This window comes from Paenibacillus sp. FSL H8-0034 (assembly GCF_038000305.1).
GTDB lineage: Bacteria > Bacillota > Bacilli > Paenibacillales > NBRC-103111 > Paenibacillus_S.
The window spans coordinates 3,657,202-3,683,657 of record NZ_JBBOBS010000001.1; the positions used below are offsets into that span (position 1 = coordinate 3,657,202).

The 26,456-nt window shown below is 42.2% G+C and carries 31 protein-coding genes; all 31 read left to right on the plus strand.

The annotated features are described in order from the left end of the window. Positions 1-23 precede the first annotated feature (23 nt). The 31 genes from NST47_RS16490 to pyrH all read left to right on the plus strand — a co-directional run bounded on the left by NST47_RS16490 (position 24) and on the right by pyrH (position 26,453). Entirely contained in the window at positions 24-1,640 is a 1,617-nt protein-coding gene (locus NST47_RS16490; protein WP_341156082.1) for a flagellar hook-length control protein FliK, read from the plus strand. A gap of 33 nt (positions 1,641-1,673) precedes the next feature. Continuing rightward, on the plus strand, positions 1,674-2,141 hold the full coding sequence (locus NST47_RS16495; protein WP_341156083.1) for a flagellar hook capping FlgD N-terminal domain-containing protein: 468 nt from the start codon (positions 1,674-1,676) through the stop codon (positions 2,139-2,141). Then, positions 2,138-2,515, plus strand: a complete 378-nt coding sequence (locus NST47_RS16500; RefSeq protein ID WP_076232756.1) for a TIGR02530 family flagellar biosynthesis protein — start codon at positions 2,138-2,140, stop codon at positions 2,513-2,515. The genes NST47_RS16495 and NST47_RS16500 overlap by 4 nt, the downstream gene beginning before the upstream one ends. Positions 2,516-2,608: 93 nt before the next feature. Beyond that, complete coding sequence (locus tag NST47_RS16505) at positions 2,609-3,445, plus strand: flagellar hook-basal body complex protein (RefSeq protein ID WP_341156084.1); 837 nt, start codon at positions 2,609-2,611, stop codon at positions 3,443-3,445. Positions 3,446-3,504: 59 nt separating this feature from the next. Then, positions 3,505-3,726, plus strand: coding sequence for a flagellar FlbD family protein (locus tag NST47_RS16510; RefSeq protein ID WP_341156085.1), 222 nt, complete (start codon positions 3,505-3,507; stop codon positions 3,724-3,726). Beyond that, positions 3,727-4,203, plus strand: coding sequence for a flagellar basal body-associated FliL family protein (locus tag NST47_RS16515; RefSeq protein WP_076232763.1), 477 nt, complete (start codon positions 3,727-3,729; stop codon positions 4,201-4,203). It abuts the gene before it with no gap. A 41-nt stretch (positions 4,204-4,244) separates the two neighbouring features. Then, positions 4,245-5,243, plus strand: coding sequence for a flagellar motor switch protein FliM (fliM, locus tag NST47_RS16520; protein ID WP_076232765.1), 999 nt, complete (start codon positions 4,245-4,247; stop codon positions 5,241-5,243). Continuing rightward, positions 5,233-6,513 (plus strand): flagellar motor switch phosphatase FliY, encoded by a 1,281-nt coding sequence (gene fliY / locus NST47_RS16525; RefSeq protein ID WP_341156086.1) that lies wholly within the window; start codon positions 5,233-5,235, stop codon positions 6,511-6,513. The genes fliM and fliY overlap by 11 nt, the downstream gene beginning before the upstream one ends. 25 nt (positions 6,514-6,538) lie before the next feature. Continuing rightward, positions 6,539-6,901, plus strand: a complete 363-nt coding sequence (locus tag NST47_RS16530; protein ID WP_076232770.1) for a response regulator — start codon at positions 6,539-6,541, stop codon at positions 6,899-6,901. Positions 6,902-7,113: 212 nt separating this feature from the next. Next, positions 7,114-7,596: a flagellar biosynthetic protein FliO gene (locus NST47_RS16535; protein ID WP_341159684.1), complete on the plus strand. Its 483-nt coding sequence runs from the start codon at positions 7,114-7,116 to the stop codon at positions 7,594-7,596. 11 nt (positions 7,597-7,607) lie between these two features. Further along, on the plus strand, positions 7,608-8,354 hold the full coding sequence (fliP, locus tag NST47_RS16540; protein ID WP_372237359.1) for a flagellar type III secretion system pore protein FliP: 747 nt from the start codon (positions 7,608-7,610) through the stop codon (positions 8,352-8,354). A gap of 35 nt (positions 8,355-8,389) precedes the next feature. Beyond that, positions 8,390-8,659: a flagellar biosynthesis protein FliQ gene (fliQ, locus tag NST47_RS16545; RefSeq protein ID WP_076232777.1), complete on the plus strand. Its 270-nt coding sequence runs from the start codon at positions 8,390-8,392 to the stop codon at positions 8,657-8,659. 11 nt (positions 8,660-8,670) lie between these two features. After that, on the plus strand, positions 8,671-9,450 hold the full coding sequence (gene fliR, locus NST47_RS16550) for a flagellar biosynthetic protein FliR (RefSeq protein ID WP_262686327.1): 780 nt from the start codon (positions 8,671-8,673) through the stop codon (positions 9,448-9,450). Between the two features lie 30 nt (positions 9,451-9,480). Beyond that, positions 9,481-10,557 (plus strand): flagellar biosynthesis protein FlhB, encoded by a 1,077-nt coding sequence (gene flhB / locus NST47_RS16555; protein ID WP_445667466.1) that lies wholly within the window; start codon positions 9,481-9,483, stop codon positions 10,555-10,557. A 22-nt stretch (positions 10,558-10,579) separates the two neighbouring features. Then, positions 10,580-12,613, plus strand: a complete 2,034-nt coding sequence (flhA, locus tag NST47_RS16560; protein WP_341156088.1) for a flagellar biosynthesis protein FlhA — start codon at positions 10,580-10,582, stop codon at positions 12,611-12,613. Continuing rightward, positions 12,610-13,905, plus strand: a complete 1,296-nt coding sequence (gene flhF / locus NST47_RS16565; RefSeq protein ID WP_341156089.1) for a flagellar biosynthesis protein FlhF — start codon at positions 12,610-12,612, stop codon at positions 13,903-13,905. Before flhA ends, flhF begins: the two co-directional genes overlap by 4 nt. Beyond that, a complete protein-coding gene (locus tag NST47_RS16570; protein ID WP_341156090.1) occupies positions 13,898-14,773 on the plus strand; it encodes a MinD/ParA family protein in 876 nt (291 codons plus the stop codon). Before flhF ends, NST47_RS16570 begins: the two co-directional genes overlap by 8 nt. 46 nt (positions 14,774-14,819) lie before the next feature. After that, the gene (locus tag NST47_RS16575) at positions 14,820-15,938 is read left to right on the plus strand and encodes a protein-glutamate methylesterase/protein-glutamine glutaminase (protein WP_341156091.1); all 1,119 of its coding nucleotides are present in this window, start codon (positions 14,820-14,822) and stop codon (positions 15,936-15,938) included. A 49-nt stretch (positions 15,939-15,987) separates the two neighbouring features. Beyond that, complete coding sequence (locus NST47_RS16580) at positions 15,988-18,042, plus strand: chemotaxis protein CheA (protein WP_341156092.1); 2,055 nt, start codon at positions 15,988-15,990, stop codon at positions 18,040-18,042. 46 nt (positions 18,043-18,088) lie between these two features. After that, positions 18,089-18,550, plus strand: a complete 462-nt coding sequence (locus tag NST47_RS16585) for a chemotaxis protein CheW (RefSeq protein WP_076232798.1) — start codon at positions 18,089-18,091, stop codon at positions 18,548-18,550. A gap of 4 nt (positions 18,551-18,554) precedes the next feature. Next, the gene (locus tag NST47_RS16590; protein WP_341156093.1) at positions 18,555-19,175 is read left to right on the plus strand and encodes a chemotaxis protein CheC; all 621 of its coding nucleotides are present in this window, start codon (positions 18,555-18,557) and stop codon (positions 19,173-19,175) included. Continuing rightward, positions 19,172-19,666, plus strand: coding sequence for a chemotaxis protein CheD (locus NST47_RS16595; RefSeq protein ID WP_076232803.1), 495 nt, complete (start codon positions 19,172-19,174; stop codon positions 19,664-19,666). Before NST47_RS16590 ends, NST47_RS16595 begins: the two co-directional genes overlap by 4 nt. Positions 19,667-19,669: 3 nt before the next feature. After that, on the plus strand, positions 19,670-20,083 hold the full coding sequence (locus NST47_RS16600) for a hypothetical protein (RefSeq protein ID WP_341156094.1): 414 nt from the start codon (positions 19,670-19,672) through the stop codon (positions 20,081-20,083). Between the two features lie 18 nt (positions 20,084-20,101). Further along, positions 20,102-20,887, plus strand: a complete 786-nt coding sequence (locus NST47_RS16605) for a FliA/WhiG family RNA polymerase sigma factor (protein ID WP_076232809.1) — start codon at positions 20,102-20,104, stop codon at positions 20,885-20,887. Positions 20,888-20,909: 22 nt separating this feature from the next. Beyond that, entirely contained in the window at positions 20,910-22,316 is a 1,407-nt protein-coding gene (locus NST47_RS16610) for a FapA family protein (protein ID WP_341156095.1), read from the plus strand. A gap of 31 nt (positions 22,317-22,347) precedes the next feature. Continuing rightward, positions 22,348-22,677 carry a hypothetical protein gene (locus NST47_RS16615; RefSeq protein ID WP_341156096.1) on the plus strand — a complete coding sequence of 110 codons (330 nt, stop codon included), beginning with the start codon at positions 22,348-22,350 and terminating at the stop codon, positions 22,675-22,677. 200 nt (positions 22,678-22,877) lie between these two features. Next, positions 22,878-23,450: a hypothetical protein gene (locus NST47_RS16620; protein WP_341156097.1), complete on the plus strand. Its 573-nt coding sequence runs from the start codon at positions 22,878-22,880 to the stop codon at positions 23,448-23,450. Then, positions 23,440-23,952 carry a hypothetical protein gene (locus NST47_RS16625; protein ID WP_341156098.1) on the plus strand — a complete coding sequence of 171 codons (513 nt, stop codon included), beginning with the start codon at positions 23,440-23,442 and terminating at the stop codon, positions 23,950-23,952. The genes NST47_RS16620 and NST47_RS16625 overlap by 11 nt, the downstream gene beginning before the upstream one ends. Positions 23,953-24,186: 234 nt before the next feature. After that, on the plus strand, positions 24,187-24,885 hold the full coding sequence (gene rpsB, locus NST47_RS16630) for a 30S ribosomal protein S2 (protein WP_076232822.1): 699 nt from the start codon (positions 24,187-24,189) through the stop codon (positions 24,883-24,885). Between the two features lie 96 nt (positions 24,886-24,981). After that, a complete protein-coding gene (gene tsf / locus NST47_RS16635) occupies positions 24,982-25,632 on the plus strand; it encodes a translation elongation factor Ts (RefSeq protein ID WP_076232825.1) in 651 nt (216 codons plus the stop codon). A 95-nt stretch (positions 25,633-25,727) separates the two neighbouring features. Next, entirely contained in the window at positions 25,728-26,453 is a 726-nt protein-coding gene (gene pyrH, locus NST47_RS16640; RefSeq protein WP_076232828.1) for a UMP kinase, read from the plus strand. Positions 26,454-26,456: the final 3 nt, after the last annotated feature.

The following is a 26,456-nucleotide window of genomic DNA, read 5'->3' on the forward strand; positions in this document are numbered from 1 at the left end:
TCATATGAAGGGAGGTGAAAAAAATGGAAATTCAGGCACAAACCCCAATTCCGGTTGCTTCATCAGGTAGTTCATCTACAGCTTCGTCTACAACCAGCGGCGCTCTAGGAGTCGGCGCATCCAACTCATTAAATGGACAAGCCACGGGAGGCTTCTCGTCAACATTAAACGGGTTGCTCACCGGCGCAGCACCCGCTGGGAATGCATTAACCAATCAGGCTGCATTAACAGGTCTAAATGTATTGGTCCAATTATTAGGAGCTGTAAACAACGAATCTGCACTAAGCAATGAAGAGGGTAAAGGCTCCTCACAGCAGCTGGACGCTTTAATTAAATTATTGGGATCTGATTCGGAGGATGTAACAGCTCTTTTAGATAACCCGGATGTTCAATCATGGTTAGCTGGTCTTCAAGCGATACTGCTGTTACAGCCATTAGCAACTACAGATCAGACTCAATCGCAGCCAGTAGTTTCGGGTGATGACAATTCTGGAACGTCCGAGGTAAATGATAGTGCAGCAAATAATTCATTAGCTGACAACGAGCTTAATCCGCTATTGTTTGTGCCAATCCACGCGAGCAATGCTACAACTGAAGCATCAGGTTCGAAATCCGGGGGTTCCAACAAAGTAATTGCCAAGGAAGAAGCTGTTAAGCTGTTGGAGAGCTTTAACCAATTACTACAAGCAAATGGTGAAAAATCAGCAGCCCCTCAGGTTGAGAAGGCTGTACAAACAGCCTTGAATGATCTGCAAAAGCTGATGGCTTCCGTAGTTCAGCAACCGACTGCAGCCCAAGTTAATACTACTATCATGACAGAGCAAGCAGTGAGCACTGACATCGTAGCTCCTGTAGTTAACGAAAAACCAGCTGCACGTGTCATTGGGAATCTTGCAGCTGGTGTTCGCGCTGGCTCGCATAAAGGCAACAAAGTGGAAGATACCATTCCGGTTATAGTGCCAACGGCTAATTCCAAGCTTGAGTTTTTAGCAGCTAAATCTGTGCAGCCGAAATTAATTGTAGACAGCAATGGATCAGAAAGTCCGCTATTTGAACCTTTGGTTGATCTGCCAAATGATTCTTCCGATGAATCTCCGGCTGTACCAATGCATGAGTTTTTGAAGCATGTACAAAATACACAAGCCATTGCCAAGCAGCCTGTGATTTTGATGCAGGCGCCCAATTTTGTAGAAGAAATGACGCAGCTAGTCGTTAAATCCTTTACACTGGAAACGAAGCAGGATGGTTTTACAGAAGCCAAGCTTTCTTTGTACCCTCAGAATTTGGGTCAGGTTGATGTAAGATTGACTATGCACAATGGTCAGCTTATTGCACAATTTATGGCAGATAGCTCCTTAGGTAAAGAAATGCTCGAAAGTCAGCTATCCCAGCTGAGAACAACACTGCAAAGTCAAGGCATTCAAGTCGAAAAACTGGAAGTATCCCAGAATCAGGCTTTTCAATCCGGAATGTTTCAGGAACAACAACGACAGCAGCAATCTCAACAATCCAGTAAACAGCAAAAAGGAAATAACATCGATACTATTACCGTTGTAGATGATGAAGCTTTACAAAGCCAATTGAACGCAAGTTCTACAGCCAATGGATCAGGCAGTACTTCTATCGACATTACCGCTTAACATAAGAAGCAACCATAATCGGGAGGTGATAATATGGCAGATTCACCAGTAAGCACGAAAAATATTTATCCTTATTATGCTAAAAGTAATGTGGATAAAGCGGGAAAAGATACGGCAACAAAGGGTCAATTGGGGAAAGATGAATTTTTAAAGATTCTGATGACTCAATTGAAAAATCAAGATCCTACGGACCCTTTAAAAGACAAAGAATTTATTGCGCAAATGGCCCAATTTACCTCTGTGGAGCAGTTGACCAATATGACCACGGAATTAAAGCTTATGAGGCAATCTTTGGGTTTAGCTTCTTCTCTGATCGGTAAAGAAGTTCAATGGTCGATTCCAAGTACCAAAACCAATGAAGAGCTGAAAATAGGAACTGGTGTTGTAGAATCCATCATTATGAAAGAGGGTTCTCAATATGCTCTGATAAAAGATGAGCAAATCAATCTGGATTCAATCTTGAGAATTTCGAATCCGGTGCCGGAGGCGGTCAAGGAATGAACCAACCCATATCTGTCGGTCAGTTATATCCTGGCAGTATACGAGCATCTCAGCTTAAACGTAACGACTTGGCTGTTCAGAGCAAAGAAAGCTCATTCCAGGATGTTTTGCAGACGAAGCTCGTCAAATTTAGTCATCATGCCGAAGAGAGATTACGTCAACGAGGTATTGAATTTCAGCCTGAGCATTTAGCGAAAATTGATGCGGCTATCGACAAAGCAGCATTAAAAGGAGCAAAGGATTCGTTGATGTTAATCAATGATACTGCATTAATTGTAAACATAAAAAATCGTACCGTAGTGACTGCTATGGATGAAGCATCTATGAAAGACAACTTGTTTACAAAGATTGATAGTGCGGTCATCATATCGTAATAACGGGGCTGGACCGTAAAGGAAGCCCATGGTTGTGGATTGACCGAAGCAGCCAGCACAATAAGGCAATTACCCATAGGGAGGCAATTATTAATGCTAAGATCACTATATTCAGGCGTTTCCGGTATGAGAGGATTTCAAACGAAATTGGATGTTATCGGAAATAATATCGCGAATGTTAATACGGTTGGTTTTAAAGGCGGACGTGTCATGTTCAAGGATATTCTGAGTCAGACAGTTGCAGGTGTGACACCATCCATTGATGGAACAAGTGGTGGTGTCAATGCTAAACAAATCGGTTTGGGTGTTTCAATCAGTGCGGTTGATACAATTCACACACCTGGCAGTGCGATGACAACTAACGTGGTGACCGATCTTCGTATTGATGGGGATGGATTTTTCGCAATAAAAGCGTCAGAAGATCAAGAGCAGCCGTACCTGACACGTGCGGGAAATTTCACGATTGATGCCAACAATCAATTGGTTACTTCAGATGGTATGTTTGTAGTAGATAGTGGTGGCGCACGTATCGATCTAGATGACATCGGAAACGTAACGGCTTTTTCGATATCCAACTCGGGTGAGCTTATAACGGTTGATGACACAGGCGCTACTGCCAACTCAGGTATCTTCATTGGTGTGGTTAAGGTCCCAAATCCAGCCGGCCTTGAAAAGATTGGCGGTAATATGTATCGTCAATCACCAAACTCCAATGATTCAGGAACGCCAATAGCCGATTTCCTTGGACTTGCTAATGATGCTGCAAGAGGTACTGGGGCCATTGTTTCTGGTCAATTAGAAATGTCCAATGTTGATTTGACGGCAGAGTTTACTGAAATGATCGTTGCTCAACGTGGTTTTCAATCTAATGCCCGCATCATTACAACATCCGATGAAATCTTGCAGGAAGTTGTTAACTTGAAACATTAACACAACTTAAGGTAAGGGGGAGTTGATCTCCCCCTAAATTTTTAAATCGGAGGCTGGCAATGATCAGACTTACCCGCTTAAATAGAAAACAATTTATAGTGAACGCATTATTGATTGAAAGTCTAGAAGAAACACCCGACACTATCATTACTTTAATAACTGGTAAAAAAATTACTGTATTGGAGCCAATGACGGATGTGGTCCAGCTTGTGACCCAGTATATGCAAACGATAGGGTCAATTGCTGGAACAATAAAGAGTATCGATTCGGAGGGGTCTTAGTTGTTTAAAAGCAAAATGTTTTTGATGGTAGTTGCTATACTCATTGCTATAACCTTGATATTAACAGCAGCATTTGTTTTATGGAATTATATGGACAAAGGTAATCAGGATCCACAGGAGTTAGCGCAAAGCTCAGCCAAGGAAGTTAAACAGGCTAAAAAAGCGACACCGGAAGAAACGAAAGCCAATACAGTTATCCTAAAAGATATTTTGACAAATCTTGCAACCAATAATCGATTTATTAAAGCAAGTTTTGCCATTGAATTGGAAAATGCGAAGGCGAAGGATGAATTTGAAAAGCTTGATTTTAAAATGAAAGCTATTATTGTACAAACACTCTCCGATATGACTCCGGAGCAGGTACAAGGCAGCAAAGGCTTGGATAATCTAACTTCGACCCTTATGAATAAAATGAACCCATTACTAACCCTCGGGAAGATCAAACAAATTTGGATCACGGATAATGTGCTTCAATAATGATTTTCTTATATAGAGCCGTACGAAGGAGGTGACGTTAAATGGTAGATGTACTTTCGCAGAATGAGATCGATGCTCTGCTGGCAGCTCTTTCATCAGGTGAGATGGATGCTGAAGAACTCAAGAAGGAAGAAACGCAGAAAAAAGTACGAGCATACGACTTTAAAAGAGCTGTTCGGTTTTCCAAGGATCATATACGAAGCTTAACCAGAATCCATGAAAACTTCGCTCGTTACCTTACGACATACTTTTCAGCACAATTAAGAACTTTTGTGCAAATAAATGTGGTACAAGTCGAGCAATTGCCGTATGATGAGTTTATTCGTTCTATTCCTAAAATGACAATTCTCAATATTTTTGAAGCGGAGCCTTTGGAGGGCCGTATGGTTCTTGAAGTACATCCTAACGTAGCGTTTGCAATGCTGGATCGACTGCTTGGGGGTGCCGGGACATCGCCATCAAAAATAAATGCTTTAACCGAAATTGAAACTATTGTGATGGAACGTATTTTTAGCAGATGTTTTGAAAGCCTTCAAGAAGCTTGGAAAAGTGTTATCGATTTGTCTCCTCGTCTTGAGGCGCTGGAAACAAATCCACAATTTATGCAAATCGTGTCTCCGAATGAAACGATTGCATTAATCTCTCTAAGCACCAAAATCGGTGACACTACAGGGATGATCAACCTTTGTATTCCTCATGTCGTCATTGAGCCCATTATGCCGCGTTTATCCGTGCATCATTGGTTTGTTTCTCAGAAAAAAACGATAGCACCTGAAGAAGTTATGGCTTTACAATCTCGCTTACATAAAGCTAAGCTTCCCATTATTGCTGAGTTAGGTGAAACTCAAATATCGATCAGGGAATTTTTGAACTTAAGTGCTGGCGATGTAATAACGCTGAACAAACCGGTTGATGAGCTGCTAAACATCAGAATCGGAGAAAAACTGAAGTTTTTGGGCAGTCCCGGCAGCATCAAGGGAAAACTGGCTATGCAAATAAGCGAGATTGTTAGTGAAGGAGCAGAAGACAATGACGAATAATAGGGATTATTTGTCTCAAGAAGAAATTGATGCTTTGTTGAGACAATCTTCAGGTGACAGCTCGGAGAGCTCAAGTGCTGATGTCCATGTTGATAATTATTTAACTTCTTTGGAACAAGATGCACTTGGCGAAATAGGAAACATTACCTTTGGAAGCGCGGCAACAGCTTTATCCACTTTATTAGGAAAGAAAGTAGACATCACTACACCGAAAGTCTCAGCAGTTGCAAAGGATGAATTAGTAAAAGAATTCCCTCTGCCTCACGTTGCGGTCCATGTCAATTATGTTGATGGATTTCATGGCATTAATCTGTTAGTCATCAAAACTCGCGATGCACAAGTAATTGCTGATTTAATGATGGGTGGGGATGGAACGGCCTACGCCGAAGAATTATCTGAAATTCATATTAGTGCAGTTCAAGAGGCTATGAACCAGATGATGGGTTCCTCTGCAACATCCATGTCGACGATTTTTAATCGATTCGTCAATATATCTCCGCCAGGAATTGATATATTAAACTTGTCGGATGGTGAAGGAGGAGCGGCGCTTCCTCCAGAAGAAGTGTTCATCAAAATCTCTTTCCGCATCATCATTGGAGATTTAATTGATTCTACACTCATGCAGCTTTTACCTGTATCATTTGCGAAGGATATGGTATCTATTCTTATGGGAGGTGGGGAGGACTCGCAAGAGGCGTCAGCACCAGCACCAACCCCTGCTCCAGCGGCTGCTCAGCAGCCACAACAACCTATAGCTCCGCCAATGGGACAACCTGATCCTTACGCTCAGCCGATGTATCAGCAACCGCCTATGCAGCAGCAGCCCATGTATGAGCAGCCGATGTATCCGCCGCAACAGCCGATGTATCAGCAGCCCATGTACCCTCCGCAGCAACCGATGTATCAGCAACCACCAGCTGCATATGGGAATGGATTAGGTCGTGATGTTAATGTTCAACCTGCACAATTTTCAAACTTTGCACCACACCAATTAACACCTCCAGAGGATACGAATCTGAATTTGTTATTGGATATACCTTTGAAGGTAACGGTAGAGTTAGGTAGAACTCAGAAAGTAATTAAAGACATCCTTGAATTATCTCAAGGTTCAATTATTGAATTAGACAAGCTTGCAGGTGAGCCTGTTGATATTCTGGTTAACAATAAGTTGATTGCGAAGGGTGAGGTTGTCGTTATTGACGAGAACTTTGGTGTACGCGTTACAGACATTGTTAATCAGTGGGATCGCATTCAAAAACTACAGTATTAATTAAACTTGGGAGGATTGTTTACACATGGCAAATAGAATATTAATTGTAGATGATGCAGCTTTTATGAGAATGATGATTCGGGATATCTTGACCAAAAATGGTTATGAGGTCTGTGGAGAAGCTAATGATGGAGCTCAAGCAATTGAGAAGTTCAAAGAAGTACGTCCCGATCTGATCACAATGGATATTACAATGCCAGAAATGGACGGTATTGCTGCGCTGAAGGAAATCAAAAAAATCGATGCTTCAGCCAAAGTTATTATGTGCTCCGCGATGGGCCAGCAAGCGATGGTTATTGATGCAATTCAAGCGGGTGCGAAAGACTTTATCGTTAAGCCGTTTCAAGCTGACCGAGTTATTGAGGCTATTAAGAAAACTTTGGGATAATAGATTCAAGGGGAGTCTGGCATAGACCGAAAGGAATGTGAAACTTGAAAAGACTCTTTACCAAATTGTCTTCTCTTATTGCTGTTGGAAGTATTCATATCGCCGGTTTCTCTAAGATTTGTTTTGGGGAAACCGGTACCTCCCCTGATCAACCAACGAAGGGGATATCGGATTTAAATTACTCGGGAGTTAGTACTTCAGAAACCATATGGATGATTATAAAAGTTATCTTCTTTCTTATTCTTATTATCGGATTATTTTTTATTATTATTAAGTTTCTTTCCCAGAAAAATAAATTTTTATTTGGCCGCTCCATGCGCTCCTTAGGAGGCGTACCATTGGGTCCCAACAAATCGATTCAAGTCGTGGAAATTGGTCGTTCTCTCTATATAGTAGGAGTTGGAGAAAATGTGCAGCTGCTGGAAAAAATTGAAGATGAGGATGAGGTTTCCTATATATCGGAAATGTTAAATTCCTCGAATGCCAAAACCGCAGCAAGCTTTGAAACTCTCACAGGCTGGGTATCCAGGCTGAGAAAAAAGCAAAGTATCATAGAGGAGTCAGACGAAGAGGTAACAGCTTCTTTTCAGCAAATATTTCACAATAAAATGCACCATTTATCAGACCGAAAGAAAATGGTGGAGGATCTACTGATGGATGACAAAAATAAAGATCGGTTGAATGATAAACAATGAAATGGAAGGCTATGATCTACACGGTAGTATCTTTGCTCGCAATGATCATGTTGTCAACATCCCATGTCTATGCGGCTAATCCTATCCCTGGCATTAATATTGATTTTGGATCTTCAAGCTCTGCAGCTGGAGCATCCAATACGGTCAATATTATTATATTAATCACGATCCTGAGTATTGCTCCCGCAATCCTAGTGTTAATGACCAGTTTCACAAGAATTATTATTGTTCTCGGTTTTGTAAGAACAGCGCTCGGCACACAACAAATGCCTCCTAATCAGGTTCTGATTGGATTAGCACTATTCATGACCTTTTTTATAATGGCACCGACGCTTGGCGATTTAAATGAACAAGCGCTGCAGCCTTATCTGAAAGGAAGTATGAATCAAACAGACGCCTTAGACAAGGCATCGGTCACCATGAAAAAGTTCATGTTTCAACACACAAGACAAAAGGATCTGAAGCTGTTTCTCGATTATTCCAAGGCTCAGCCACCAAGTGGAGTTGAAGATACACCGTTGACTGCTTTGGTACCGGCATATGCGATTAGTGAATTAAAAACGGCTTTTCAGATGGGTTTTATGATTTTCATTCCTTTTTTGGTTATCGATATGGTCGTAGCCAGCACCTTGATGGCAATGGGGATGATGATGCTGCCGCCCGTCATGATATCACTTCCATTTAAAATATTGCTGTTTATTTTAGTGGATGGTTGGTATCTGGTAGTAAGATCATTGTTACTTAGCTTCAACACATAATGAGAATTGATGACCATGCAGGAGGAGAATAAACCTTGGGCTCGGAGTTTGTTATTCGCTTGGCCGGTGAGGCTGTATACACGGTCTTGAAGGCCAGTGCCCCCATGCTGGTTCTTGCATTGGTAGTGGGGTTGGCCATTAGTATCTTTCAGGCAACAACACAAATCCAAGAGCAGACGTTGGCTTTTGTTCCTAAAATAGTTGCCGTATTATTAGCTTTTTTAATATTTGGACCATGGATTTTGACTACATTGATAGATTTCACTTATAACATTTTGAATAACCTTTATAAATTTGTGGGCTAGGTAGTGAAGGTATGGAATGGATACAACAATATTTTCCTAGCTTTTTGCTCTTTTTTTGTCGGATTTCATCGTTTTTTGTTGTCGTTCCTGTATTTTCAGCCAAAAATGTGCCGGCGCACTTTAAAATTGGGCTTGCTTTTTTTGTTACGTTAATGGCTTTCAGCGTTGTAGGATCTTCAACCCTGGCTACATTTGATTCACTATATTTCCTTTCCATCATCAGAGAAATATTGGTAGGCATTTTTCTTGGCTTCATTGCCTATTTGTTTTTTACAGTCGTGCAGATTGCAGGATCGTTTGTCGATATTCAAATTGGTTTTGGTATCGCGAATGTATTTGATCCTTTGACAGGTGCTTCCAGTCCAATTCTCGGCAATTTAAAGTATATGATCGCAATGCTGCTTTTCTTATCCTTAAATGGACATCACCTATTGTTAAAAGCCATTATGGAGAGCTATGAATGGATTCCGTTATCCAATGAGCTGTTCACCAAAATATATAATGGACAAATTACCGAGTTTGTCATTAAGTCATTTTCGACTGTATTTGCACTCAGTTTTCAAATGGCGGCACCACTTATTGCTGCGTTGTTTTTGACCGATGTCGGTCTTGGATTGCTGGCCAGAGTAGCTCCACAATTCAATATTCTCGTTATCGGAGCACCACTCAAAATGTTGATCGGGTTCTTGCTTCTAATATTGTTGTTTCCCGCTTATGAATCCATTTTTAAGGGGTCCTTTGTATCCATGTTTGACTATATGCAAAAATTTATCGGCATGTTTACTGGTTAACCGGGAGGAATTGAAGTGGTTTCTTTAAGAATGCAGCTAGATTTGCAGATGTTTTCCCAAGAAAAAACAGAACCGGCTAGCCCTAAAAAACGGCAGGAATCAAGGGAAAAGGGTCAAGTAGCCAAAAGTATGGAACTACCCGCTGCATTCATTTTATTTTTTTGTTTTCTTTCCTTTTACATATTTGGCGGTTACATGAAAAGCCAGTTAACGTTAGTGTTCCGTTCTATCTTTTACGATTATTTGTTGATGGACATTACTACGGCCAATGTAAATCTACTTTTTCAACAGTTGTTTATGCAAAGTATCATGATCATTGTTCCTGTACTCATGGTAGCTATGGTGACTGCTATATTTAGCAATTACCTACAAATTGGGGTCATGTTTACCGGAGATCCACTTAAGATGAAATTTAGCAAGCTCAACCCGATCGAGGGAGCGAAGAAAATATTTTCCGCACGCACCTTGGTGGATTTTGTGAAATCTGTGCTGAAGATGTCGATTATTGGCTACGTCGTATATGATACGCTTTGGGCTGAAAAAAGTTCCTTAATGGAACTAGCTCGCCTGCCCTTGGAAAATATTTTCGTATTTATGGCTTCAGTTACATTGAAATTAGGATTGAAAATTGGCTTGATCTTAATTGTTTTGGCTCTATTTGATTACATGTATCAGAAATACGAGTTTGAAAAAAGTATTAAGATGTCCAAGCAGGATATTAAAGATGAGTATAAAAAGTCGGAAGGCGATCCCTTAATTAAAGGGAAAATTCGTGAAAAGCAGCGGCGAATGGCTATGCAGCGGATGATGCAAGAGGTTCCTAAAGCAGATGTTGTAATTACAAACCCTACCCATTTTGCCGTAGCGTTAAAATATGATTCCAACAATATGCAGGCTCCAACCGTTATAGCCAAGGGAACTGAATATATTGCCTTGAAAATTAAACAAATAGCTAAGGAAAACCGTATTGTGACGATAGAAAATAAACCTTTGGCACGGACCTTGTATGCACAAGTAGAAATTGGCGAAGCCATTCCAGCAGACATGTTCCAGGCTGTCGCAGAGGTGCTAGCATATGTATATAAGATGAAAGGTAAAGCCAATTAAATAAGAGAGGAGGACATGTGCTATGAAAATTAAAGATCTGGTTGTACTCATCGGTATTATTGGGATTGTATTGATGATGGTTGTTCCGGTTCCAGTCTGGTTGATAGATGTTCTGTTAATTATTAATATTTCTATTGCGCTCTTAATTATTCTGGTAGCCATGAATACACAGGACCCTTTAGAATTTTCTATCTTTCCTTCACTTCTATTGATTACTACCCTTTTCCGGCTGGCGTTAAACGTCTCGACTACAAGAAATATTTTAGCGAATGGGGATGCCGGTAATGTGGTCAAAACCTTTGGTTCGTTTGTTGCACAAGGGAACATCGTTGTAGGCTTTGTCGTCTTTATCATTCTTGTGCTCGTTCAATTTATCGTTATTACCAAAGGTTCTGAGCGCGTTGCCGAGGTAGCTGCACGATTTACATTGGATGCAATGCCAGGTAAGCAAATGGCTATCGATGCGGATTTGAATGCAGGCTTGATTAATGAGATTCAAGCTCGGGAGCGAAGAGAGAAAATTTCTAAGGAAGCTGATTTTTATGGAGCGATGGATGGTGCCAGTAAATTTGTTAAGGGAGATGCCATCGCCGGAATTATCATCCTGTTTATCAATATCCTGGGCGGATTAATTATTGGTATGAGCATGAAAGGTATGGGCCTTGCAGAAGCAGGAGCGCTGTATTCGATTCTTACGATTGGTGACGGATTGGTCAGCCAGATACCGGCTCTGTTAATTTCTACGGCAGCAGGCTTAATCGTTACCAGAGCAACCTCAGAAGGTAATTTGGCTCATGATTTATCCAAGCAGATCTTACTTTATCCGAAATTGCTCTACATTGTTGCAGGAACAATCACTTTGCTCGGAATTTTCACTCCTATTCATCTCATTACTACACTACCTATTGCCGCTTTACTCGCTTATGCCGCTATGAAAATGCAGCAGAGCTTGGTGAAAAAGCTGGCCAAGGATGAGCAGTTGGAGGAAGAGCAGCAAATCGAAGAGGTTCGCAGTCCGGAAAGTGTTATTAGCTTATTGCAGGTGGATCCTATCGAATTTGAATTTGGTTATGGATTGATCCCTTTGGCTGATACACAGCAGGGCGGCGACTTGTTGGATAGAATTATTTTAATCCGTCGGCAATGTGCTCTGGAGATGGGAGTTGTCGTACCGGTTATTCGGATTCGAGATAATATTCAATTGAAGCCTAATGAATATGTGATCAAGATTAAAGGGAATATGGTCGCCCGCGGTGATCTGCTGTTGAATCATTATTTGGCCATGAGTCCCGGAATCGAGGACGATTCTATCAGCGGGATCGACACCTTGGAGCCTGCATTTGGGCTGCCGGCCTTATGGATTGATGAGGCAATGAAAGAAAGAGCTGAATTATCCGGTTATACAGTGGTAGATCCGCCTTCGGTTGTTGCGACTCACTTAACTGAAGTTATCAAGAAACATGCGCATGAGCTTCTTGGACGTCAGGAAACAAGAGGATTGATCGAAAATGTCAAGGAAAGTTACCCGGTTCTGGTGGATGACTTAATTCCTGGTGTATTGTCGATAGGTGATGTGCAGAAGGTTCTGGTTAAATTGTTAAAAGAAAAAATATCGGTTCGCGACCTGGTCACTATATTGGAAACATTAGCGGACTACGGTACTTATACCAAAGATCCGGAAATATTGACCGAATATGTGAGACAGTCGCTTTCACGTCAGATTACGCAGCAATTTGCGGCAACTGGCGATTCCCTTAAGGTTATTACAGTGGGTCCGAGCCTTGAAAAGAAAATAGCCGAGTCCGTTCAGCAATCCGATCAAGGCAGCTATCTGGCTCTGGACCCAAGCTCAACCCAGATTATTTATCAACGTATTACGGATCAGGTAACGAAGCTGATCCAATCGGGACAACAGCCGATTGTTTTGACCTCTCCGACGATCCGCATGTATCTTAGGCAGCTTTTGGAACGAACGATGCAGGATATACCGGTTCTTTCTTACAGTGAGCTCGAACCCAACGTTGAAATTCAAAGCATGGGGGTAGTTAATTTATGAGAGTGAAACGATATATTGTCGATTCAATGCCAGATGCACTGCAAAAAATTAAAACCGATCTTGGTAAGGATGCTGTTATTTTAAATACGAAAGAAATTCGCTCTGGTGGATTTCTCGGTATGTTTTCCAAAAAGAAAATCGAGGTCATTGCTGCTATAGACACGTCCGCGGCAGCGGCGCCTTCACCCGTAAAGACAATCGCACCGATAGACAGACCACAGCCTGTAAATACAGGCTTTAACACACCACAGACTGCTAAAAATGCATATGCACGACCAAATGGCTTAGCGGCGCAGCAGCAAATCAGCGACTTGAAACGGGAAGCTCTTGCTTTTCCTGAAGTTCCCGATGTTATTATTCCAAGTCCGGCTGTACCTGCAAAAATCCCTGCTGCAGCTGTTGTTGTGAAGGCAAGAGAAGACATGCTGATGGAAGAATTGAAGCAGATGAAAGAGTTCATGCATAAGCTATCTGTTCAAGGAAGCCAACAAGTGAGTGATCCCTCTTTAATCGTATTGAAGCAGCGAATGATCGAGCAGGAAGTAGAGCCTCTGCTAGTGGATGATATCATTGCTTCCATTACCCAGGAAGCTCTGGATGCCGGGGTTACGATAACGGATGATTCAGCGATGGAATCAGCAAGAAAAAAGCTGCTTGAATTGTTCAACCAGGGTCAATCGAATGCGATGGCTGCCGATACGCGCATTGCACATTTTGTAGGACCTACCGGTGTTGGCAAGACAACAACCATCGCCAAGCTGGCCGCGGAGCAGGTGCTCAAATACCATCGTAAGGTTGGTTTCATTACTTCGGACACTTATCGTATCGCGGCCGTGGAACAACTCAAGACGTATGCCACTATCCTGAATGTACCTTTAGAGGTCGTGTTCTCGCCTCAGGATTTGTCCAAAGCCTTCGAGCAGCTTAAAGATCGTGATATCATATTTATGGATACGGCAGGGCGGAATTTTCGCAATGAAATGTATGTATCGGAATTGAATACGCTGCTGCAGTACGGCGGTAAAAGCGAAACGTATCTGGTGCTGAGCTTGACTACCAAATACAAGGATATGAAAGCAATTACAGAAAATTTCTCGAAATTCAAGCTCGACAAAGTGCTGTTTACGAAAATGGACGAAACCGATTCGTATGGAGCCGTCGTCAATCTGGTGCATGATTTCAAGCTGCAGCTTTCTTATGTGGCCAATGGACAAAGTGTTCCAGATGATATCAATCTGTTGGCGGAGCAGCATATTGTTGACCTGATACTGGGGGTTGATCATCATGACTGACCAGGCGCAAGGACTTCGCAATCTGGTTTCCAATCAACATGTCCAGAAGTCTGTCAAGCCAACTCGCATACTTACAGTAACCAGTGGCAAGGGCGGTGTGGGAAAGTCCAATTTTACACTGAATTTTGCACTTACTTTACAAAAAAAGGGTTTTGATGTATTGGTATTTGATGCTGATATTGGGCTGGCAAATATCGACGTGCTGATGGGAGTCAGCGCTAAATACAATTTGTATCACTTGCTGAAAAAGGAAAAAACGATCTGGGAAATTATCCAAAGAGGTCCACATGATCTGCAATTCATTGCAGGTGGCTCTGGATTTAATGATTTGATCAGACTTACTGACGATCAATTGGAATATTTTGCTGATCAGGTTAATCAATTAAATGGCACTGTGGATTTCATTATTTTTGATACAGGTGCGGGTTTGTCGAAGGAAACGTTAAAATTCATTTTGGCAGCAGAAGAAACCATTGTGGTAACGACCCCAGAGCCAACTTCAATAACTGATGCTTACGCTATTATTAAAATGGTGAACTCGATGAATGAACCTGTGAATTTTAAATTGGTCGTTAATCGTACTACGGACAGCAAGGAAGGCAAACAAACAGCCGACAAGATCACTATGGTTGCCAAACAGTTTTTACACATAGATATCCCAACCTTAGGCTTTGTAGACGACGATAACAACGTGTCCAAGGCTGTGAAAAGACAAATTCCTTTTACGGTGGCTTATCCTACCAGCGCAGCCTCTCAGTCGATCTATCGATTAGTCGATGATTTTATTGCAAGACAAACTCCTACGGGGGAACAGCAGGGTGCAGTAAAAGGCTTCATGTCGAAAATGATGAGACTTTTAAGACACTAGCGTCCTCTTACTTAGTGAAACAGACAACTTGGAGGAGTGAATATAGATGAACCCTTATAAAATATTGGTTGTTGACGATTCGATCTTTATGAGGAAAATGATAACAGACATGATTACGGAGGATGCTCAATTTCAAGTGATAGGCACTGCAAAAAACGGCAAAGAAGCAGTGAATATGGTTAAAATGCTAAAGCCGGACGCCATCACTATGGATATTGAAATGCCGGAGATGAATGGTCTGGACGCCCTGAAGATCATTATGGATATACAACCCACTCCAGTGATCATGTTAAGCAGTTTAACTCAGGATGGGGCAAGGGAAACGATCGTAGCGCTCGAACGAGGAGCCGTTGATTTTGTCGGTAAGCCTTCGGGCTCGATATCATTGGATTTACACAGGGTAAGGGAATTGCTGCTCGAAAAGCTGCATATTGCAGTCAAAACGAATGTGTTGAAGTTTCGTTCCAATCCTGTAGTGACCCCACCAATACCGAGAGCCAAAGCGGTTCCCAGGATTGAGGAGCTGCCTAAGGTAACTAAAGAGCATACAGTGCCCCATGTGTCCCATCAACAGGGTTCGAGTCAGGTTCAGCAAATCGTGGCCATAGGCACTTCTACTGGCGGTCCGAGAGCACTTCATCAGGTCGTCTCTCATATTCCGGGACATCTTCCTGCTCCAGTTGTTATCGTTCAGCATATGCCACCCAATTTCACTAAATCCTTGGCACAGCGATTGAACTCGGTCTCGGAGCTGCATGTTGTGGAGGCGGAAGAGGGTATGATTTTGCAAAATGGACATGCCTATGTGGCTCCAGGTGGTTTTCATATGACGGTAGCACGCAATGGACCTGGAGTTTACAAAATTCATATAAGCAAAGAAGAAGCCAGAGGAGGGCATAGACCTTCGGTAGACATACTTTTTGAGTCACTTCTGCCTTTGAAAGAGCTAAAGCGACACATCGTTCTCATGACTGGAATGGGAGCTGATGGGGCAAAGGGGATGCTGGCACTTAAGAATGCGGGTGCTGTTACCACTATTGCTGAATCCGAAGAAACCTGTATTGTGTATGGGATGCCTCGGGCAGCAGTGGAACTAAAATGTGTGATGCATGTTCTGGCACAGCAAGAAATAGCTCCAAAGCTAGCTCAGGTTGTTTGTAAGTAGCATAGCGACATCAGTAATACAAATCATCCATTGACGGAGGTGTGAGGTTATGGACTTAAATCAATACCTTTCCATGTTTATTGATGAATCCAGAGAGCATCTGCAAGCCTTAAACGATAATTTACTGGCTTTAGAAGGCAGTCCTGAGGACATCAGCATTGTACATAATATTTTTCGTTCGGCCCATACCCTTAAGGGTATGTCAGCGACGATGGGCTTTGAAGATTTGGCATCATTGACCCATGAAATGGAAAACGTACTGGATCTCGTTCGTAATGATAAGCTGAAAATGGACGCATTTATATTTGACTGTATTTTCAAGAGTTTGGATGCTCTGGAATCGATGGTAGAGGATATTATTCAAGGCGGTACGGGTAAGGCAGACGTAAGTGACATTGTCCTTTCTCTGAAATCGATAGTGACAGGGGATTACTTAAAGGCAGGTACTGCTGTGGGAGCAAAGTCTGGCACTGCGGATGACAATACAGCCAGCTCATCCATCCTGGATGAATTTCAGCTGTCGATTATTCAGCAATCGATAGATGCAGGAATGCAGGTTTTTTATATCGAAGTAGGCGTTCGTCAAGATTGTGTATTGAAGGCAGCCAGAGCGTATATGGTGTTTAACGTATTGGAACAAAACGGTGAGGTCATTAAATCGGATCCACCTGTAGAAGACATTGAACAGGAACGGTTTGACAATAATTTTTCGGTATTTTTCATTTCCGGTACAGATCAGGAATCTTTGCAAAAACAGATTGCTAATGTTTCAGAGATTGATAAAGCTGTCGTTACCCTGCTAACACACGAAAAACTCGAGGAATTATTGCAGCCGGCAATGGCGGCGATTCCTGAAATTGCAGCAGCTGTAGCTGTTCAAGAGGCGGCTCCTGTGCAGGCAGCAGCGGCAGAAGTAAGAAAGCCTGTGGCTGCTGCCAATGCTCCTGTGGCAAACCGAACGATTCGTGTGGATATAGAACGGCTCGATGCATTGATGAATCTGTTCAGTGAGCTGTTGATTGATCGTTCCAGATTAGAGCAATTGGCCAGTGAAATTAGAAAAAATGATCTGACAGAAACGGTTGAACACATGTCGAGGGTTAGCAGTGATCTACAAAACATCGTGCTCAAGCTGCGAATGGTTCCCATTGATACCGTATTTAATCGATTCCCGCGGATGATTCGTGATGTTGCCAAAAACCTCGACAAAAAAGTCGATTTGATCATTACCGGCGCAGATACTGAGCTGGACCGCACTGTCGTAGATGAGATCGGCGATCCTTTGGTCCATTTACTTCGTAATGCAGTGGATCATGGGGTTGAGCCTACAGTTGACAGAATTGCAGCAGGCAAGCCGGAAACAGGATCAATCTATTTACGTGCTTTTCATAGTGGCAATCATGTTTTTATCGAAATTGAAGAGGATGGCCGCGGCATCAACCGCGATGGCGTTCTCAATGCAGCCATTAAAAAAGGAGTCGTCACACCCGAGCAGGCTTCCAAATTATCCGATAATGAGGTATATCTTCTCCTGTTTGCTTCTGGCTTCAGCACAGCTGATAAGATTTCCGATATATCAGGACGTGGTGTAGGCCTGGATGTCGTCAAGACGAAGATAGAAAGCCTCGGCGGACGTGTTCAAGTAGAATCCAAATTCGGCAAGGGAACCAAGTTTTCAGTCCAGCTGCCGCTTACGCTGTCGATTATTTCTGCAATGCTCATCCGTGTAGGTGCGGAAAAGTATGCGATACCGTTGTCCTCCATAGTCGAGACCTCAGCCATTGCATCCGACCAGATTCTTACTGTACACGGAAGTCGGATGGTGAATTTCCGTTCGAATGTGATCCCCCTTGTTTCATTGGCAAAAGTATTTAGTGTTCCTAACAAAAATGGCAATGAAGCTGAAAAAGAAACACAAATCGTAGTGATCCGCAAAGGTGAAAAGCTTGCCGCACTTATTGTCGATGAATTTATTGGTCAGCAGGAAATTGTTTTGAAATCTTTGGGCAAATATTTCACGAATTTATTCGCTATATCCGGTGCAACTATTCTTGGTGATGGACAGGTCGCGCTTATTATTGATACCAATGCTTTAATTAAATAAGTTTTATCAAAATTACATAAGGGATTTCAAAGGGAGGCACGGGAATATGGGCGAAGAAATGAAGGTTATCGTTTTTGCTTTGGCACACGAGGAATATGGAGTAGAAGTGGAAAAAGTTCGAACAATTGAGCGGATGCAGCCAATGACACGTGTTCCAAGAACGCCAGAGTTCGTTAAAGGTGTCATTAATTTGCGCGGTGTCGTTACTCCTATTATTGATCTGCGTGGAAGATTCGGTTTTGCGGAAAGCGATTATACAGACAATACTCGTATTATTATCGTTTCTGTGAAAGAAATGGAAGTTGGTTTAATTGTAGATTCAGCGAACGATGTTACGGATATCAACACGGATAACATTGATGATCCTCCAGAAGTGGTAGGCGGAATCAAAGCTAAATATTTACAAGGGATCGCAAAGATTGGGGATTCGCGTCTCTTGGTGCTTTTGAATTTAGAAGAAGTTCTGAACAAAAGCGAAATTATTCAATTAGAAAACCAAGAGGAGTAACCGTGTGGAATCATTTAATGGGTTTGCCGATTTTCAATTGGATGTTCTCAAGGAAGTAGGTAATATTGGAGCTGGTCATGCGGCCACCGCACTATCCAGACTTTTGGATAAACCGGTTGATATGCTTGTGCCCAAGGTTCGTATGGTGGAATTTGAAGAAATTGCTGACAGCGTCGGCGGGGCTGAACGAGTTGTGATTGCCATCTTCCTCCGAGTTGAAGGAGAAACACCTGGAAATCTATTTTTTATATTATCTCTCGAGTCTGCAAAAAAATTATTGCGAAATTTGGTAGGGATTGAGGTAGTTGATGACGAACATTATACAGATATGGAGCTTTCTGCCTTAAGTGAGATTGGTAATATACTTGCAGGCTCCTATTTGTCTTCATTGGCTGATTTTACGCAGTTGTACATGTCACCAACCGTCCCGGCACTCGCAATTGACATGGCCGGGGCCATTCTAAGCTATGGTCTTATTCAATTCGGTCAAATGGGAGATCATGCTTTGTTAATTGATACCAAGTTTTTGGATGGGAATGACGAGATTGAAGGACACTTCTTCCTGATCCCGGATCCCGAATCTTTTAACAAAATTTTTATTGCCTTGGGAGTACAAGGTTCATGATTCCAGACAATTTTATTAAGGTAGGCATGGCTGATCTCAATGTTACGCATTTGACCGGGGTGCTAAAGACAACAGGATTAGGTTCATGTGTAGGTATTACACTGTATGACCCCAAGGCGTTGGTTGCTGGAATGGCGCATGTCATGCTGCCAACCTCAGATATTGCCAGAGAAGGCAACTTAAATGTTGCCAAGTATGCGGACACCGCAATTCCAGAAATGATTGAGAAAATGCTGAAATTAGGGGCAGTTCTCAGAAGAATGGAAGCTAAAATGGCGGGTGGGGCACAAATGTTCGCCTTTGCAGGTAACTCTGACACGATGAGAATCGGTCCGAGAAATGTCGAATCATGCAAAATCATGTTGACCAAGTATTCGATTCCGCTAAAGTCGGAGGATACGGGTTCCAATTACGGGAGAACAGTTGAATTTAACTGTGAAACAGGTATCCTGTTAATCCGCAGCGTTCAACAAGGAGTGAAGGAACTGTAGACTATGATAGGAACTATTCGTTGGAATTTACTATTAGGTGCCGTATCTTTTGTCGTTACACTGTCAACCTCCTTAATTAATAATATTTGGAGTACTGCACTCATTCGAAGCTGTTATAGTTTTGTTCTTTTATTTCTTCTCGTTTTTCTTGTACGTTGGATTCTGGGTACATTCGCAGGAATTGATAAAATAATCGATACCGACGGAGCAGAAGATGACAGTAAAGGTTCTACACTTGATTTGACTACACCAGACGAAGAAGAGTCTTTGAATCAGATGTTAAAGGGTTCAAGGGATCCTCATGCATCTGAGGGTGAGAACGGATTCGCGCCTTTGAATCCTCCGAAGCTTACGAGTAAAGTCAATTTGGAAACCGGAGATATGGTTCAAGCGCTGCGTCAGATGTCCGAAGAATAAAGGTGGTGGCAACGGTTCATGATTCAACAAAAGTCGCATTTGACCAACATGGATGTCTGGAAGCAATGGAAAGAATTCGGCTTACTTGAAGCAAAACAGTCGCTCATCGAAACTTATTTACCTCTGGTTGAATATGTTTCGAACCGTTTAGCTATCGGTTTACCCAAAAATGTATCGAGAGACGATCTATCGAGTTTTGGCGTTATGGGACTTATCGATGCTATCGAAAAATTTGATTATCTTCGTGGTCTGCAATTTGAAACCTACGCTTCCTGGCGTATACGAGGGGCTATCATCGATGGCTTGCGTCAGGGGGATTGGGTTCCAAGATCCGTAAGAGAAAAATCAAAAAAGATTGAAGAAGCGTATCAAAAGCTTGAACAGCAATATTTAAGATCTGTTACAGATGATGAAATAAGCGATTATTTGCAAGTTAGTGAACATGATTTCCGCCAAATGGTACAAGAGATCGCGATTACAACAGTTTGTTCCATTGATGATCCTATTCGTGAAGAAGATTCTGAGACTCGGTTGTCTTTGTTGATAGATGAAAAAGCCAAGAATCCTGAATATAAAGTTAACGAATTTTATTTAAAAGAAACGTTAGCCAAAGCGATTGAAAGATTAACCGATAAAGAAAGAACGGTTGTATCCTTATTTTATTTTGAAGAACTGTCATTAAGTGAAATTGCAGAAGTTATGAGTCTATCACCTTCACGTATTTCACAACTACATTCCAAAGCGATATTGCGACTTCGTGGTTCGCTTGGAAGGCATAAATCACAGTTGTTTGAAGACTCTTGAAGCTAAGAAAGTGGGGGGAATAATGAGCGAGCAGGCTGTTCCGCTTAGTTTTTATATGGAGATTACTTTATCCGAAGATAAGCTTAACGCCTATTTACAGTTTAAAAATAGTGATGAAAAACTAAGCTTTAGCATGGCACAGTTAGAGGAAGTTTTGGAATCATATAAAATTACCCACGGAGTCAATCGCAGTAAATTAAGTGAGATTGTAAGGGCTCCCCAATCATTTTTTCTAAGTAAAACATTGATTGCAACCGGGACTGCACCTGTCAAAGGCGTGGACGGCAGCATCAACTTTTTATATGATCTGAGCAATGATGCCAAACGGCCCGTGGAAATGCAGGATGGAAAAGTTGATTTTAAGGAAGTAACATCCATAAATAATGTTAGAAAAGGTCAATTAATCGCTGAGCGCATTCCTTCTACGCCTGGCACACCGGGCCAAGCTGTAACGGGTGAGCCGATCAATACGAAGGATGGTAAGGAAGCAAGAATCAAAGTAGGAAAAAATGTCGTTTTGGATGCTACCCAGAACTCCTTATATGCAGCCATAGATGGCATGGTTGCCAAAACGGATCGTGATAAAATCAATGTGTTTCCGGTTTACGAAGTTAACGGAGATGTAGATTACAATGTTGGCAATATCGATTTTGTCGGTACTGTCGTCATCAGAGGAAGCGTTCTCTCGGGATTTAGAATAAAAGCTTCAGGTGATATTCGAATTACTGGCAGTGTGGAAGGTGCAGATTTAGAAGCGGATGGCTCGATTGAAATCAGTGCCGGCATTTTGGGTCACAACAAAGGTGTAATTCGTGCTGGTAAACATGTTAAGAGCGCATTTATACAGGACGCAACCGTTTATGCGGAAGAGGTTATTGTCAGTTTAAGCATTATGCATTCCAATGTACATGCCATCCATAGCGTGGCTTGCAAAGGTTCGAAAGGACTTATTGTTGGTGGCGTTATCCAGGCCGGTGAGTCAGTGATGGTGCGTACCGTAGGGAATTCGATGTCCACAGTAACCGTAATTGAGGTAGGTGTACTGCCGGAGATGCGCAATGAATTGGTACAGCTTAGAACTCAGCTGCGCTCTATTAACGATAACCTGGAGAAGACGGATAAGGCTCTGGCCATGCTGGATCAATTAGCAGCTATAGGTCAATTAGGGCCCGATAAAGTTTCGATGCGCATCAAGCTTAATCACACCAAAAAACAGTTTACTGAAGAACGTATTACGTCCAGAGAGCGTATTTTTGAAATTGAAAAATCATTAGAGGATTCCGAAAAAGCGAAGGTCGATGTGGCATCTACGATTTACAGTGGTTCCAAGATCGTGATAGGCCGATATACGAAATTTGTCAAGGATGCGGTATCTCATGTCAGATTTCAGCTGGCAGATGGGGACATCGCGGCTATTCCATTAGTTTAGTAGTAGATGTCGCTGAGGAGGGCTGGATGGTATGAGTTTAAGGCCGGTAGAGCTGCAATTCGCATTGCACAAAAACGAGGAAGTTGGTCTCAAGCAGAATCAACTGAATAACAAGCCGCAACAGGATCAAACCCTACTTGCGGGTGCTGCCGCCAAGCAAACGGAAAAGGAACGTCATGTAACTGGAAAAGCAGATGACGTCAATCAGTCCTCCATACGCGACCAAGAAAAGGAAAACTCTCAGCAGAACAAGAACAGGCGAAGAGCAAAAAGCAGTTCCATTGAAAACGAAGGGGATAAGCCGTCGACGGAGAGGCGAGTTCATCCTTTTAAAGGGAAGCATATTGATTTATCCTTGTAAAGGTTGTTCAAAAAGTCCCCATTTGATCACGAAGTTTCACAGAAAGCTTATTCGGCATCGAATCTTGCATTCAGGCTCGAAGTGCGGTACTCCTACATGGTTCTGCCTACCTTTACCTTCTTGCAACCTTCTCGGTGCTAAAATATCGACTTTTGGAACTCGCACTTGTAATCAGGGGAAATGATAGATTTCGGAAAAAGGTGAATCAAGTGGATCAACCCTGGGTTTATATAGTATTATTTGGACTCGTGTTCATTATTTATGCGAAAATCATTCCGAGAACAAGCGCAACAAAAGGACAGGCCAATCCGACCCTTCATGAAATTGAAGAGGCAATGGAGCATTTTACGGCAGAGCTGGATGAACAAAACAAAGCTTTGATCCAACTGCTAGCCGAAACGAAAAGAGATTACGAAGTACAAACAGCCAAGCTAACCTCACGTCTTGAAATTGTTGAGAAACAATCGGCACTAACTAACCAAGAGCTTAACAAGCTTGGATTTGCATATGAGGAGCTTCAAAAGAAGGCTGTGTATCAACAAGAGAAGGTTCCTGTGCTCGAGATGCAGAAAACAACGGTTGAAGAAAAGATTGTCGATGTTGAAGACATGCCGGTTGCAATGAACTTGAAATCTCGCTATGAAGAGCTGTTTTCCTTATTTGAACAGGGGAAATCGGTAGAGTATATTGCCAAAAAGCTGAATATGAATAAAGGAGAGATCAATCTGATCTTTCAGTTGGCGAAGCAGGAGGAGAAGCTCAATGCTCACTAACAAATCGCTTTTATATGGTCTAGGCATTGGTTTAATTATAGGTGCCTCCTTGCTCCAACTGATGAACGTTGCCAAACCAGTGGCAGTCCAAACGGATTTAATGAAAGACGCAACGATAAGTGAGATGGACCGTGCTCAATTGAAGGAAGCAGCCTCCAAATACTTTCAGGTTTTTGACAACGATCAGAAGATGTTGAGCCAGACACAGGTGGATGCTCTTGTACTGCAGAAGGTGAAAGAGGAGAAGGACAAGCAGCTCGCAGAACAGCCGCCTGCGCCTGTGAAGGAAGTCGTCAAGGAAACCTACATTTTTGTGTCCAGTGGTCTGAATGCAGGCAATGTCGGCGATTTATTAGTGACCAGCGGTGTCATTACAGACCGTAAAGCATTTGAGGATATGATGTACCAGCAACAATTAAATGAGAAGATTGTATCCGGCGTTCATGTTTTCAAAGGTCCAATGGAGCTTGCGCGTGTGGTTTCTAATATAACAACTCGTTAATAAGCCAAGCCTGATAATAGGTTTGGTTTTTTGTATGCACAAAAAATATATTAGTATCATAGGAATAATAACAATGCCTGTTGCATACCCATTTCAGTTGTGGTATAGTTATTGACGGTGTTAAAACGCACGCTGGTCAATTCGCATAAGGGTGCTTCCCGGTGGGAAGTTTTATGTCGAAGATGCGACTACAGCGGAGGAGACCCAAAACCAATTTAGAGGAGGTGTGTGAAGATGGCAGTAATCTCCATGAAACAGCTATTAGAAGCTGGAGTACACTTCGGTCACCAGACTCGTCGTTGGAATCCGAAAATGGATCGTTACATCTTCACTGAAAGAAACGGGATTTACATTATCGATTTGCAAAAAACGGTTAAAAAGGTTGAGGAAGCTTATAACTTCGTTAAATCAGTAGCCGACCAAAACGGTACAATCTTGTTCGTAGGAACAAAAAAACAAGCGCAAGATTCCGTTGCGGAAGAAGCAGCTCGCTGCGGTATGTTCTACATAAACCAACGTTGGTTGGGTGGAACATTAACAAACTTCCAAACGATTCAAAAGCGTATTGATCGTTTGAAGCAATTGGAAAGATGGGAAGAAGACGGCACTTTTGAAGTTCTTCCTAAGAAAGAAGTTATCATCCTTCGTAAAGAAAAAGATCGCTTGGAGAAATTCCTGGGCGGTATCAAGAATATGAAGGGCCTTCCAAGTGCATTGTTCATCATCGATCCTCGTAAAGAGCGTATCGCGGTTGCGGAAGCTCGCAAGCTGGGTATTCCAATCGTAGGTATCGTAGATACAAACTGCGATCCAGATGAAATCGATTATGTCATTCCTGGTAATGACGATGCAATCCGTGCAGTTAAGCTGTTAACAGCTAAAATTGCCGATGCAGTGGTTGAAGCACATCAAGGCGAACAAACTACAGCTTAAATAGTGAATAGAAAGGGGTGGTTAAAAGGTGCAAAATCCTTTCACCGCCCCTTTTTTAAGGACCAAGGTTCAACATATATGAGGGAGGCCAAGTTCATGGCGGTTAATGCAGCATCAGTAAAGGAATTACGTGCAAGCACAGGAGCAGGTATGCTCGATTGTAAAAATGCGTTGGAAGAAGCAAACGGTGATTTGACAAAAGCGGCGGAGCTTCTGCGTGAAAAAGGTTTGTCTGCAGCAGCTAACAAAGCAGGACGTATTGCTACAGAGGGTGTTGTTGAATCTTATATCCATGCTGGTGGCCGTATCGGCGTATTGGTTGAAGTAAACTGTGAAACCGATTTTGTTGCCAAAACAGATCAGTTCAAAGATTTTGTTAGAGATGTAGCTATGCAAATTGCTGCTGCTAACCCGCTGTATGTTCGTCGTGAAGAAGTGCCGCAGGAAGCTCTTGACAAAGAACGCGAAATCTTGACGAACCAAGCATTGAACGAAGGCAAACCGGCTAACATCGTTGAAAAAATGGTTGATGGTCGTATTGGCAAATATTACGAAGAATATTGCTTGATGGAGCAAACCTTCATCAAAGACCCCGACAAAAAAATCAGCCAATTGATCAACGAAAAAGTATCCAAAATTGGTGAAAACATCACGATCCGCCGCTTTGTTCGTTTTGAACTAGGTGAAGGCTTAGAAAAGAAAACAGAAAACTTCGCAGAAGAAGTTATGGCTCAAGTCAAGAAATAAATTCATAGTCCATGATCAGATAGCGGGAACACTTTGTGTTCCTCTTTTTTAAACACAAACATCAATAGCTGCTTTTTCGAACAGGGGGGATAAGCTTGGAACGTCCTATTTACAAACGGGTTATTCTGAAATTGAGCGGAGAAGCTTTGGCAGGACAGCAAGGATTTGGTATTGATTCTGAGACAATTTCCTCAATAGCTCAGCAGGTTAAACAAGTGGTTGAATTAAACGTTGAAGTCGCAATCGTTGTGGGCGGCGGCAATATATGGAGAGGCATAGCTGGAAGTGAAAAAGGAATCGACAGAGCTACAGCCGACTATATGGGAATGCTGGCAACAGTCATGAATTCATTGGCCCTTCAAGATGCGCTTGAAACCATTGATGTTCCAACTCGTGTACAATCCTCTATTAACATGCAGCAGGTAGCTGAGCCTTACATACGTCGAAGAGCCATTCGACATCTGGAAAAAGGTAGAGTAGTCATTTTTGCGGCAGGGACAGGCAATCCGTTCTTCTCAACGGATACGACAGCGGCACTGAGAGCTGCGGAGATTGAAGCTGAAGTGATACTCATGGCCAAAAATAAAGTAGATGGTGTATATTCGGCAGATCCTTTCAAAGACCCAAGCGCAATCAAATATGAAACGCTTACGTATTTGGAAGTTTTAAATAAAAATTTAGGTGTTATGGATTCAACAGCCTCATCACTTTGTATGGATAATAATCTTCCATTAATCGTATTTTCGATTACGGAAAGTGGTAATATTAAACGTGTGGTACTGGGTGAAAAAATAGGAACGATTGTAAAAGGGAGTGTCTAACGA